Consider the following 12,902-nt stretch of genomic DNA (forward strand, 5'->3'; position numbering starts at 1 on the left):
AACCTAAATATATTTAAAATAGGAGGGGTCTATGGACGTCCTAATTATCGGTTCGGGAGCTAGAGAACACGCTATAGCATATAAGCTAAAACAAAGCAAAAAAGTAGAAGATATATATGTGGCACCAGGAAATGCAGGGATTGCTCAGATTGCTACCTGCATTGATATAAATGCAAATGATGATAGTGAGCTTCTTAAATTTGCCTACGAAAACCAGATTGACCTGACCATAGTTGGGCCAGAAGATCCCCTATGCGCAGGAATAGTTGACCTTTTTGAAGCCCATGACCTAAAAATCTACGGTCCCCATAGAGTGGCAGCAGAGCTTGAGGGGAGCAAGTCATTTGCCAAGGAATTTATGATAAGAAATGATATTCCAACTGCAAAATACCTAAAGACAAAAGATCTTACTGAAGCAAAAAAAGCCTACAAGGATATGCTTGAAGGCTCAATATACAAAAAAGCTGTAATCAAGGCAGATGGATTATGCGCAGGAAAAGGTGTACTTGTTGGAGAAAGCATAGAGCAGGGATATGAGTTTTTAGAAGACGTACTAAACTCAAATGTATTTGGAGATACCCATGTGGTTATAGAGGAGTATCTTGAAGGAACAGAGGCATCTCTTCTTTGCTTTGTAGATAAAGGAACTATTATTCCCATGCCTACAGCAAAGGACCATAAAAAGATATCCGAAGGGGAAAAAGGACCAAACACAGGTGGAATGGGGACCTTCTCTCCAAATCATATTGCCGATGCATATATGGATGAGATGATGGAAAAAGTTGCAATCCCTTTTCACAAAGGTCTTGAAAAGGAGAATATGTCTTATAGGGGAATCATATTCTTTGGCATTATGCTCACATCTGAAGGGATTAAGGTACTTGAGTTTAACACAAGATTTGGAGATCCAGAGACCCAATCAATACTAATGAGACTTGAAACAGACCTTCTTGATATATTTACAGCATCCCTTGAAGATAAGCTAGATACCCTTGTTATAAAATGGTCAGATAAAAAAGCACTAACCCTAGTACTTGCATCACAGGGCTACCCTTCAAAATACGAAAAGGGCCTTAAAATCACAGGACTTGAAGAGGCTGAAGGAACTATATTTCATGCAGGAACTAAAAAGTTAGGACAGGATATAGTTACAAACGGAGGAAGGGTACTTTCCCTTACTACCCTTGGAGATACACTCGATGAAGCTTATGAAAAGGCATATTATATGGCAGACAAAATAGATTTTAAAGGAAAGACCTTTAGAAAGGATATAGGACCTATGGTAAAAAGAGTATATACCTGCAAGAAGGACAAGTTCGACCTTGAAGCGATGTCGCTTTTAAAAGAGCTTAAAGAAAGCTACGGCATCAAGTTAGAAAGCATAAAACCTTATCAAAGATATGATATAGAAGGTCTTACAGACCTTGAAATAGAAAAAATCAAAGGAACTATACTTAGCGAGCCTCCAGTTGATGATATTTATACAGGAGAAGAGGCATTCAAACTTGAAAAAACTTTAAAAAACCCCCTTGTAGTTCAGTTTCATAAAGGGCAGTACGACCAAAGGGAAGATGGACTTCTTCAATCAATTGCAGTGGCACTTTCAAAGGAAGATGTAAAGGCAAGATCAAGCAGAGTATTTGAAATAACTGGAGACATTACTGAAGATGAAATGAAAATTATTAAAAAGCATCTAATCAATCCGGTTGACCAAGAGCAGGGTGATATGAAGCTCCCTTCTATTCTTTCAGAAGATGAGATTCAGATAGAAGATGAAAAATCCATAGAAGGATTTATTTCTATGAATGAAGAAGAGCTTGACGCTTTTTACAATGAAAACAGCCTTGCCATGAAGCTAGAAGATTTAAAATTCTTTAGAGACTACTTTAAAAACGAAGAAAAAAGAGACCCAAGCAGAGCAGAGCTTGCAATAGTTGATACCTACTGGTCTGATCACTGCAGACACACCACATTCAACACAATAATAAAGGATATTAGATTTAGAGAAACAGCAAATTTAGCTATAGAGAAAGCATTTTTAAAGACCTATGAAGACTATATAAATATGAGAAATGAAACCCACAAGAAGGACAAGCCGGTAAGTCTTATGGATATGGCAACTATAATGGCTAAGTCTATGAGAGGGAAAGGCGAGCTTGAAGATCTTGAAGTTTCAGATGAGATTAATGCATGCAGCGTTAAGATAAAGGTAAAGGTAAATGGGGAAGATGAAGACTATCTTCTTATGTTCAAAAATGAAACCCACAACCACCCTACAGAGATAGAGCCCTTTGGAGGAGCATCTACATGCCTAGGTGGAGCTATTAGAGATCCACTTTCAGGAAGGTCTTACGTATATCAGGCAATGAGAGTCACAGGATCTGCAGACCCAAGAGAGCCCCTTTCATCTACACTTGAAGGCAAACTACCTCAAAAGAAGATTACGACTGAGGCAGCAAGGGGATATAGCTCTTACGGAAATCAAATCGGGCTTTGTACAGGACTTGTAGATGAGGTTTATCACCAAGGATTTAAGGCAAAGAGGATGGAAGTTGGAGCAGTAATTGGAGCCGCTCCTTTAGAAAACGTAAAGAGGGAAAAACCAGCATCAGGAGATGTAATAGTCCTTATTGGTGGACGTACAGGAAGAGATGGAGTAGGTGGAGCAACAGGTTCATCAAAGGAGCAAACAGAAAAATCCATAGAAATATCATCAGCAGAAGTTCAAAAGGGAAATGCACCTTCAGAGAGAAAACTTCAAAGACTATTTAGAAACGAAAAAGCGGCAAAGCTTATAAAAAAATGTAATGACTTTGGAGCAGGGGGAGTATCTGTTGCAATTGGAGAGCTGGCAGATGGACTACTTGTTCATTTAGATAAAGTGCCTCTAAAGTACAAGGGCCTTACACCTATGGAGATTGCCATATCAGAATCCCAAGAAAGAATGGCATGTGTACTTGACCCTAAGGATTTAGAAGAGTTTTTAGCACTTTGCCATGAGGAAAACATTGAAGGCACAGTGGTTGCATATGTAACAGATGAAAATAGACTCGTTATGAAATACAAAGACTCTGTGATTGTAGACATTAGCAGAGAGTTTTTAGATAGCAGTGGAGTTACATCTTATCAGGATATAGAGATAGATATTCCAGCTTCAGTTAACTTTATAGAAGGAAAAGATATCAGTAATATAAAAATTGCACTACTTGATAAAATGAAGGATTTAAATACCTGCAGTAAAAAAGGACTTGTAGAGAGGTTTGATAGCTCTATAGGAGCAGGGTCTTTATTCATACCTCTTGGTGGGAAGAATCAGCTTACCCCACCCCAAGGTATGGTATCTCTAGTTCCATCATTAAAGGGAGATACAACCACAGCATCTATAATGACATATGGATACAATCCATATCTTAGTGAAGAGAGTCCATTTCATGGAGCTTACTATGCAGTTATAGACTCAGTGAGTAAGATAGCAGCTATAGGTGGAGATGTATCTAAGGTTAGACTGTCATTTCAGGAATACTTTGAAAAGCTTGGAGAAGACTCACTTAAATGGGGCAAGCCTTTTGCAGCACTTTTAGGGTCTCTAAGAGCTCAGATGGATTTAAATATCCCTGCAATTGGTGGCAAGGACTCTATGTCTGGAACATATAAGGATATTAATGTCCCTCCAACCCTTATATCATTCGCAGTTACTACTTCGGATATAGATGAAATAATTTCAGGAGAACTAAAACAATCAGGTAGCTATATAGGAGTTATATCTACACCTGTGGATGAAGATGGACTTCTTGATATGGATATATTTAAAGACAACCTTAAGCTTCTTAAAAATCTTAAAGCAAAAGGCAAGCTACTTTCTGCATATGCAGGAGGACATGACGGCCTTCTAGGAGGACTATCAAAGATGGCTGTTGGAAACTCTATTGGACTTGACATTAAGGACCTTGACTACAAAGAAGCATTAAAGCCTATATATGGTTCATTTATAGTAGAGCTTAGTGAAGAAGATAACTCAGTTACTGAGCTAGGAGTTACAATAGATGAAAAGATAATCAAGATAGGACATGTGGTTGAGATACCTCTTGAAGATATAAGAGAGTCTTACGAAAGAACACTTGAGAGCATATTCCCAACAGGAAACATGGAGGCAAAAAAAGATATATTTGACTATGAAGCTATAGGCCAAAGCGCTAAATCACTATCAAGGGCGAATATAAAAATTTCAAAGCCAAATGTAATTATCCCGGTATTCCCAGGATCGAACTGTGAATATGACAGCGCTATGGCATTTGAAAAAGCAGGAGCTACCTCAAAGATTCAGGTATTTAAAAACCTTACTTTAAAAGATATAGAAGAGTCTATACTTGAGCTTGAAAAATCAATCAGAAGCTCTCAAATCCTTATGATACCTGGAGGCTTTAGCCTTGGAGATGAACCAGACGGCTCAGGAAAATTCATAGCGGCAGTTCTTAGAAACGAAAGAATAAAAGATGCTATAAACGAGCTACTAGAAAGAAATGACGGCCTCATCCTAGGAATATGCAACGGATTCCAGGCCCTTATAAAGACAGGATTACTGCCTTATGGAGAAATAAAAGAGCTGGATGCAAGCTCTCCAACCCTTACCCACAACGAAGTGGGAAGACACGTAGCCCAGTTTGTAAAGACCAAGGTAATGAGCAATAGTTCACCTTGGACAGTAGGGATGAATGTAGGAGAAATCCATGATATTCCAGTATCCCATGGAGAAGGAAGATTCATAGGAAGTGAAGAATTCATCAAAAAGCTTTATGCAAATGGACAGGTTGCATTCTCATATGTAGATGAAAGTGGAGCCCTTTCCATGAACAGACCATTCAATCCAAACGGCTCATTTGGAGCAATAGAAGGAATCACAAGCCCATGCGGAAAGATACTAGGTAAGATGGGCCATACAGAAAGAGTCCAAAAAGGCCTTTACAAAAACTACAAAGTAGATACAAAACAAAACCTATTTGAAAACGGAGTATCCTACTTCAAATAACCCCACCGGGACGCGGGGACGTATCCACTGTCCCGCCCAATCACCAAAAAAGCTGACCAAAAATATTAAGCCCGCAAGCCTCTAGATTTATCCATGAGCTTGCGGGCTTTTTCTTTTGTCTTTTGAGACGCGGGGACGTATCTATTGTCCCACTTTTCACCTTTTCCGACCCTAAATCCTTGACATTATTCCGAGCGCGGCATAATATTAAAGAGAGGTGAAAAGTAATGAAATATATTACAGCTAAAGAAGCTAGTGAAAGATGGAAGATAAGTGACAGAAGGATTAGAGCTCTTTGTAAAGAAGGCAGAATAGAAGGTGCTTTAAAAATAGAAGGCAGATGGCTTGTTCCAAATGAAGCCTCAAAACCAGTAGACGCTAGAGAGTCAAATAAGAAAAAATATTTAGGATTAAATTATGACTTCACCTATATAGACTCACTTAAAAATAAAATTGATAGCCATAGACCTTTTTCAAAAAGATTGATAAACTCGCTTCATGAAAAACTAATAATTGAATGGACATATAATACAAATGCAATAGAAGGAAATACTTTGACCATGTCTGAGACTAAAGTTGTTCTTGAAGGTATTACAATTGGCGGAAAGACCATGAGAGAGCATCTTGAAGTTATTAATCATAAAGAAGCGATACTATTTGTTGAAGATTTAATTTCAAATAAAGAATCCCTGTCAGAATGGAATATAAGAAATTTGCACGGACTTATTTTAAAAGGAATCGATAATGAAAATGCAGGAAAATATAGAAAGGAAAATGTGGTTATTGGTGGAGCAAAGCATATACCACCCAAAAACTTCGAGATAGAAGACTTGATGAAACGTCTAATCCTAGAATACAATAACGAATGGTATAAATATCATCCCATTGTTAGAGCTACTTTGCTACATGGGGAATTTGTAAAAATCCATCCATTCATAGATGGAAATGGAAGAACATCAAGACTATTATTAAATTTTGAACTAATGAAGAACGGATATATACCCATAATAATAAAAAATGAAAACAGAGCAAAATATTATGAAGTGCTTGATGAAGCTCATACTACAATGAATTACAAACCATTTATAGACCTAGTATCAGACTTAGAAATAGAATCTCAAAGCCTCTGGTTATCAGTAATATAGAGCCACGGGGACGTATCTATTGTCCCACTCAATCACCAAAAAGCTGACTTAGATCAAAATCTAGGCCAGCTTTTTTCAGCCACAGAACAATTTAGACTTATGGAAAAACTAGTTTTTCCAGCTTTTATCTTAAACTTAATCTGAGAATGTTATAGTAACTTATAAAAATGGTATAATATAAACAACAATCAATATTTCCAATATATAGAAATTTCCAATAAAATAATGAAGAAACCAAATTGGATTGGAGGAATAAAAATGGCAGTAAAAAAAGAATATCTTGAAATAAGTCTAAAAAATGACTTCAAGGAAGTATATAAAGCAGAGTCGGAAGGGGCTTTCAATGAGAGTATAAAGACTTCACTAGCAATAGCTGCTTTTATAGAAAAAAGAGTTACACTTGCAAGAGCAGCGGAGTTAGCAGATAAAGACCTTGATGAATTTATAAAGATACTTTCAAGATATAATATAAATTGGATGGATTATACCGAAGAAACTATGGAAGATGATGAGCAAACTCTAGCTGAGTTGAGAGGTATTCACCATGATTAAGGTAATGTGTAATGCAAGCCCTATAATAGGAATGTCTATTTTGGGAATGCTAAATTTACTCTATAAAATGTTTGATGTATATATAACTGAAGAAGTATATAATGAAATAGTTTCAGGGAAAACTGAAGATGCTATCGGAAAAAAAGAAATTGAAAAAGCTATAAACTTAGGTCAAATTAAGATATATAAAGTAAAAGATCAGAACCTAGTAAATAAGCTTTACGGTCATTTGCATAAAGGGGAAATAGAAACAATTATTGGAGCAAAAGAGCTGGATTTAAATTATGTGATAATAGATGAAAAATCAGCAAGAAGCTTAGCGAAAAATTTTTTTCTTAAGCCAATTGGAGTAGTTGGTGTATTGCAAAGAGCTAAAGAACTCAATTTAGTAGAAGAAATTAAGCCATGTATAGATATTCTTAGAAACAGCGGATTTAGAATATCTGAAAAACTATACGAAGATTTGCTGAAAAAATTAGGGGAATAGAACCGCGGGGACGTATCTGTTGTCCCGCTGCCTAAAAAAAAGAACCGCTTGTTCACCTTTTTATCAAGCTATTATCATTAGTTTTCTAAGGGGGATTGTCATGCCACGAATTCCAAGAACAAAAAGCGCAACGGGAATATATCACGTGATGGTCAGAGGAATCGACAAAAGAAATATCTTTCTAGACGATCAAGACAAAACAGTGTTTTTAGAAAAACTTGAAAAAGCAAAAGAGAGATCCCAGTTCAAATTATATGGATATTGTTTAATGAACAACCACGTTCATCTACTCATTCATGAAGATGAAGACTTAGGAAATACAGTTAAAAAAATTACAGTGGGCTATGTTCAGTGGCATAATAATAGACATCTAAGGACAGGACACCTCTTTCAAAATAGATATAAAAGTCAAAATGTGGAATCAGAACCATATCTTCTAACCGTATTAAGATACATACACCAAAATCCAGTGAAAGCAAATATCACAAGGAGTCCAGAAAACTATAACTGGAGCAGTTACAACGAATGCATAAAGTCTTACAAAGGTGAGCAATCTTTTTTAGATACTGGTATAATAAGAGAGTATTTCAAGACAGCATCAGACTTTGAAGAATATATGAATGTAAATACCGAGGAACAATTTTTAGATTACGTAGAATCGAAAAAATACACAGATGATTCATTAAGAGACTTAATAAAAAGAGATTTTGGCATAGACACCTTAGAAAATTATCCCACTAAGGAGCGAAATGAAATTATAAAAAATATATATTCAAACGAGGGAGTAAGTATTAGACAATTATCAAGAGTGCTAAATTTAGGGCGATCAACAATAGAACGGGCTATAAAATAGGACGGGAGTGGGACGCTGGATACGTCCCCCTGTCATGGAATGGGACACTGGATACGTCCCCTTGTCACTGAGGAGTGGGACAACAGATACGTCCCCTTGTCATTCTCGTCCCCTTGTCATTCTTGTCACTGTCATGAAAGGAAGATAATATGAAAATAAAAATTGCTGGGCTTGGTCCAGGAAGCATAGACAACATAAGCTTTAGAGCTTATAAGCTATTAACATCAGATGAAAAAATATATATAAGAACAAAGGATCACCCTGTAATCAAGGAGCTTAAAGATATGGGGATGAAAGGTACATATCTAGATTATTTTTATGAAGAGAACCCTTCTTTTGAAAAGGTCTATGAAAATATAGCGGCCTTTCTTATCGAGAAGGCTAAATCAGAAAATGAGATAGTATATGCAGTGCCAGGCCATCCATATGTTGCTGAGAGTACAGTTACTATACTTGAACAAATGGCGAAAGATGAAGGTATAGATGTAGAGGTTTACCCGTCTATGAGCTTTATAGACGCCATGTTTGCAGCTGTAAAAAGGGACCCGTCAAATGGATTTGAGCTTATGGATGCATTTACCATAGATGAAGATAATATAGAAGTGAATAAAGACCTTGTAATTACTCAGGTATATGACGATATGACCGCATCAGATGTAAAGTTGAAATTAATGGAAGTTTATGACGACGAGCAGGAAATCCTCCTTGTGAAAAACGCGGGCATCAAAGAAACCCAGCTTGTAAAATCCGTAAAACTATATGAAATGGATAGAAACCTCTGGGAATACGACCACCTTACATCCATATATATCAAATCCGTGAATGAAAAGAAATTTAGCTCACTAAAGGACCTTATAGAGATAGTAAGGACTCTTAGAGGGGAGAATGGATGCCCATGGGACAAAAAACAAACTCACATGTCACTCAAGGATCATATAGTCGAGGAAGCTACAGAAGTAAAAGAAGCAATAGAGAATGATGACATAGACAATCTAATCGAAGAACTAGGGGATGTGCTCCTTCATATAGTATTTCATAGCGAGCTTGGAAGGGAAGATGGTTACTTTAACCTTAGAGATGTAACCGATGGAATATCAAAAAAACTAATTCGTAGGCACCCTCATGTATTCACAGACCTAGAGATAGATGAGAAAGATTTACCAAAAATGTGGGAAAATTTGAAAAAAATGGAAAAAATCAATAAAAATATTGAAAAATAGCGAAATTGAGGTTGACTTAATGCAAATGGGGAATATACAATAAGAGTAAGACAGGCCAATACATCCCGATGAGATTGAACTGATTTTTTAAAGTTTTGACTGACCTTTTAATTTTTTACCCAAAAGGAAAGATTCGCTTAGAAATCTAAGCAACATGTAGTAAAAGCTACATACAATATAAGGAGGTATATATAAAATGAACAAAGCTGAATTAGTAGCAAAAATGGCAGAAAAAAGTGGACTTACTAAAAAGGATGCAGAGGGAGCTCTTAACTCTTTCATGGCGTCTGTAGAAGAAGCACTTGTTGCTGGAGAGAAAGTACAACTTGTAGGATTTGGAACTTTCGAAACAAGAGAAAGAGCTGCTAGAGAGGGAAGAAACCCTAGAGACCCTAAGAAAAAAATAAAAATACCTGCTTCAAAAGCTCCAGTATTCAAAGCTGGAAAAGGATTAAAAGAAAAAGTAAACCAATAAATAATATAAAAAAGACAAAGACTACAGGGCCTCCTGTAGTTTTGTTTTATATAAAACATCAAGGCCTAAAGTCTTAGATTAAATTTACTTAGCACTATAAATTTCTATAAATAGATTTTTAAGCTTTGTTTTTAGGGCTTGAGTTTACAGGAGGAAATAAAGTTATGAGATTAGATAAATTTTTAAAAGTATCAAGAATAATCAAAAGACGAACAGTCGCAAAGGATGCATCTGAAGCTGGAGTTGTCCTAATTAATGGCAAAGAAGCAAAAGCCTCATCAAAAGTAAAGGTTGGAGACATACTAGAAGTCCAATTTGGGCAAAACACACTAAAAGTCAGAGTAAAGGATATAAAAGAGCATGTCACAAAAGATACTGCATCGGAGCTTTATGAGGTAGTTGAGTAAGATGGATAACAAGAATAATGAAATAAATAAAATTCAAGACATGAAGTCGAGAGAAAATGAAGACTTTAAAGGACAGAAAGAAACAGTAGTAAATATAGCTGATATTAAAGAAAAAAAAGAACTACATTATAAAACAGATAAAGAAACTACAAAAAAGCCAAAAAAAGAAATCGATTTTATGCTCCTAGGCATAGTAGCGATTATTATAGTAGCATCTATATCAATGATATTCACATATATAGACCAAGAGATGCAAATAGCTGAGCTAAGAGAGCAACGAGCAGTGATTCTCGAAAAAGAAAAAGTGGAAGAAAAGGAAATAGAGCGTCTCGAAAAAATCCTAAGCCAAGTAGGAACTATGGAATTCATAGAAAGACAGGCGAGAGAAAGACTAGGTATGATAAAACCAGGTGAGACGATATATATAGACCTAAACAAAATGAGAAACTAATTCAAATAATGATTTTAATCTACAATATTAACCTTTGTTTTCCTTTAATATCCAAATTAATATACGAAAATTAAGTTAGGGAGAAAAAACTATGAAAATGGCGTCGATAGATATAGGTACAAACTCTATGAGACTTCTAATCACAGATTATGAAGGGAATTTTAAGGACAGAAAAAAATATGTAAACATCACTAGAATAGGCAGAGGCGTCGATGAAAATGGATATATCAGTGAAGAAGCAATCGATAGGAATATAAAAGCCCTTAAGGAGTTTGTGGATATAGCAAAAGAAGAAAACTGCAAAGATATATTTGTCATGGGGACATCCGCACTTAGAGATAGCAAAAATAGAGAAGACTTTATTAAAAGAGCAGAAAAAGAAGCAGGAATAAGAGTTAATATCATCACAGGAGATGATGAAGCCAGCCTTGGTTTTTATGGAGTTGCGGCAGGTCTCAAAGAATCTGGGCAAGTCCTTGTACTAGATATAGGAGGAGGCTCCACTGAGTTCATCCTCGGAGATACAAATGATGGGATTATTTTTTCAAAAAGCGAAGATATTGGCTCTGTACGCCTCACTGAAAAATTCGTAAAAAATGATCCCGTTAAAGACAATGAAATCGTAGATATGGAAAAATATATCCATATGGTTACCCAAAATACTATTGACATATTAAAGACCTATCATATCAAAACTCTGATAGGGATAGGAGGGACTGCTACGTCCATTTCTTCTATGGCTCAGGAGCTTGAAGTATATGATATGGAAAAAGTCCACCAGAGCATTATAATGTATGAAGAGATTGAGGGTATACTCGATGGTCTTAAATCAAAAACCCTAGAAGAAAGAATGATGATTAAAGGACTACAGCCCAAAAGAGCAGATGTAATCACTGCTGGAACAGTAATACTAAAAAGGATAATGAAGGACCTTTCTATGAAGGATATTCTTGTTAGCGAATATGACAACCTAGAAGGGCTTATATATAGAAATTCAAAAATCTAGATGTGAAAATAAAGAGTGTAAATAATTTTGTGTATGATAATACCTCTGGATTGAGATAAAATATAATCAATCTGGAGGTATTTTAATTATGGCTAAAATTAAAAGGAATGGCAGCTGCCATTCCTTTTATCTTATAAATAAATCAGTTTTAAAACTAGTATTAGTTTATTCTACCACTGATTCTTCTTCCATCATAAGTGTAATCCCCTATTTTTGTAGGGCTGTTTCTGTACTCTCCATTATAGATAGTTATATAAACAGTAGCATCTTTAAAAGATTTTCTAGCCTCTTCAGACAAATCTTCTATATACTCATCAAAATATCTAAAATCATCTTTAAGTGCTGTGATTTGTGAACTAGTAAGTGTTTTAGGTATATACATTTCTATCTCTAAATCATTTCTATATGCATCAACTCTAAATTCGAAATCTATAGTCCCAACATTAGTTGGACCAGAGTATCTGCTAAATGTACGGCTTCTGTTGAATGTGTCTTCAAGATCTCTTAAAGCTCTGCTGTCAGATGTAGATGAAGACGAGTTGTTTTCTTTTTTAAGTTTATCTACTTCAGCTCCAAGTCTTGTATTTTCAGCTTTAAGATCTTCAGCTTCTTTTGTTTTTGCCTGAAGCTGTACATTAAGAGCTGCAAGTTGTTGCTGATAAAGTGCTACTTCCCCACTTGAAGATGTACCTGATGGAGTGATATTTACAGATGCAGTAGAAGCATCCCACTGAGCATTTACGACACCTAGCTGATTTAAAGTAGACAGAGGTATGTAGATTCTGCTGTCAGCTATAAATGGCTTGAACTGCCTGTCGTTGATATATTGCTGAGTACCATTTACATTAAGCTTGAAAGTGTCATAAAAAGCATCAAGCTTTATAGGAGTGCTAGCTGCAAATGCTACGCTGCCTAGAGTCATTACTCCCACAAGTGCTCCAAGAATAGCCGCTTTTTTCTTTGAACTAAATAATTTCATTCCAATTTCCTCCTTTTGATTATAAATACTTCCGATTTTAAAATGATTTGCATTAATCTTCATGATTAAAGCTAAAACCAATCCCATATTAAATAATATCATATTACCTTCACGATGACACCATTATATACCCAACTCATTACGGCAGTGTTACAGAACTTTTACAGAATATATATATTTAAAAAAATATAATTAAAAAAATATTACATTTTAGTATTTGGACTAAAATCATCTAAAAAATCCAGTATAATAGACGATATATATAATGTAATTTTATAAGAAATAATAAAAGTTCTATATC

General features: G+C 35.6%; 11 protein-coding genes. 10 read left to right on the forward strand and 1 reads right to left on the reverse strand.

The features are described 5' to 3' along the window. Positions 1-31: 31 nt before the first annotated feature. From J2Z35_RS04475 to J2Z35_RS04520, 10 genes are all read left to right on the forward strand, one after another. Positions 32-5,026 carry a phosphoribosylformylglycinamidine synthase gene (locus J2Z35_RS04475; protein ID WP_209659832.1) on the forward strand — a complete coding sequence of 1,665 codons (4,995 nt, stop codon included), beginning with the start codon at positions 32-34 and terminating at the stop codon, positions 5,024-5,026. 227 nt (positions 5,027-5,253) lie between these two features. Further along, entirely contained in the window at positions 5,254-6,171 is a 918-nt protein-coding gene (locus J2Z35_RS14930) for a Fic family protein (RefSeq protein ID WP_209659834.1), read from the forward strand. A 258-nt stretch (positions 6,172-6,429) separates the two neighbouring features. After that, entirely contained in the window at positions 6,430-6,723 is a 294-nt protein-coding gene (locus tag J2Z35_RS04485; RefSeq protein WP_209659836.1) for a UPF0175 family protein, read from the forward strand. Continuing rightward, the gene (locus J2Z35_RS04490) at positions 6,716-7,210 is read left to right on the forward strand and encodes a DUF3368 domain-containing protein (protein WP_209659838.1); all 495 of its coding nucleotides are present in this window, start codon (positions 6,716-6,718) and stop codon (positions 7,208-7,210) included. Before J2Z35_RS04485 ends, J2Z35_RS04490 begins: the two co-directional genes overlap by 8 nt. A gap of 100 nt (positions 7,211-7,310) precedes the next feature. Then, positions 7,311-8,063, forward strand: a complete 753-nt coding sequence (locus tag J2Z35_RS04495; RefSeq protein ID WP_209659840.1) for a transposase — start codon at positions 7,311-7,313, stop codon at positions 8,061-8,063. Positions 8,064-8,212: 149 nt separating this feature from the next. Continuing rightward, entirely contained in the window at positions 8,213-9,283 is a 1,071-nt protein-coding gene (locus tag J2Z35_RS04500; protein ID WP_209659842.1) for a MazG nucleotide pyrophosphohydrolase domain-containing protein, read from the forward strand. 196 nt (positions 9,284-9,479) lie between these two features. Then, entirely contained in the window at positions 9,480-9,758 is a 279-nt protein-coding gene (locus J2Z35_RS04505; protein WP_209659844.1) for an HU family DNA-binding protein, read from the forward strand. 164 nt (positions 9,759-9,922) lie between these two features. Beyond that, a complete protein-coding gene (locus J2Z35_RS04510) occupies positions 9,923-10,165 on the forward strand; it encodes an RNA-binding S4 domain-containing protein (RefSeq protein ID WP_209659846.1) in 243 nt (80 codons plus the stop codon). Position 10,166: 1 nt separating this feature from the next. Next, the gene (locus tag J2Z35_RS04515; RefSeq protein WP_209659848.1) at positions 10,167-10,616 is read left to right on the forward strand and encodes an FtsB family cell division protein; all 450 of its coding nucleotides are present in this window, start codon (positions 10,167-10,169) and stop codon (positions 10,614-10,616) included. Between the two features lie 91 nt (positions 10,617-10,707). Beyond that, positions 10,708-11,622 carry a Ppx/GppA phosphatase family protein gene (locus J2Z35_RS04520; protein ID WP_209659850.1) on the forward strand — a complete coding sequence of 305 codons (915 nt, stop codon included), beginning with the start codon at positions 10,708-10,710 and terminating at the stop codon, positions 11,620-11,622. A gap of 160 nt (positions 11,623-11,782) precedes the next feature. Here the strand turns inward: J2Z35_RS04520 and J2Z35_RS04525 are convergent, their stop codons facing one another. Beyond that, on the reverse strand, positions 11,783-12,601 hold the full coding sequence (locus J2Z35_RS04525; protein WP_209659852.1) for a hypothetical protein: 819 nt from the start codon (positions 12,599-12,601) through the stop codon (positions 11,783-11,785). Positions 12,602-12,902: the final 301 nt, after the last annotated feature.

Source organism: Acetoanaerobium pronyense (assembly GCF_017874355.1).
GTDB classification, from domain to species: domain Bacteria; phylum Bacillota; class Clostridia; order Peptostreptococcales; family Filifactoraceae; genus Acetoanaerobium; species Acetoanaerobium pronyense.

Coding starts and splice junctions, on each gene's coding strand:
- J2Z35_RS14930 (WP_209659834.1), top strand. CDS start 5,254: ATGAAATATATTACAGCTAAAGAAGCTAGTGAAAGATGGAAGATAAGT.
- J2Z35_RS04490 (WP_209659838.1), top strand. CDS start 6,716: ATGATTAAGGTAATGTGTAATGCAAGCCCTATAATAGGAATGTCTATT.
- J2Z35_RS04495 (WP_209659840.1), top strand. CDS start 7,311: ATGCCACGAATTCCAAGAACAAAAAGCGCAACGGGAATATATCACGTG.
- J2Z35_RS04505 (WP_209659844.1), top strand. CDS start 9,480: ATGAACAAAGCTGAATTAGTAGCAAAAATGGCAGAAAAAAGTGGACTT.
- J2Z35_RS04525 (WP_209659852.1), bottom strand. CDS start 12,601: ATGAAATTATTTAGTTCAAAGAAAAAAGCGGCTATTCTTGGAGCACTT.
- J2Z35_RS04475 (WP_209659832.1), top strand. CDS start 32: ATGGACGTCCTAATTATCGGTTCGGGAGCTAGAGAACACGCTATAGCA.
- J2Z35_RS04500 (WP_209659842.1), top strand. CDS start 8,213: ATGAAAATAAAAATTGCTGGGCTTGGTCCAGGAAGCATAGACAACATA.
- J2Z35_RS04485 (WP_209659836.1), top strand. CDS start 6,430: ATGGCAGTAAAAAAAGAATATCTTGAAATAAGTCTAAAAAATGACTTC.
- J2Z35_RS04515 (WP_209659848.1), top strand. CDS start 10,167: ATGGATAACAAGAATAATGAAATAAATAAAATTCAAGACATGAAGTCG.
- J2Z35_RS04510 (WP_209659846.1), top strand. CDS start 9,923: ATGAGATTAGATAAATTTTTAAAAGTATCAAGAATAATCAAAAGACGA.
- J2Z35_RS04520 (WP_209659850.1), top strand. CDS start 10,708: ATGAAAATGGCGTCGATAGATATAGGTACAAACTCTATGAGACTTCTA.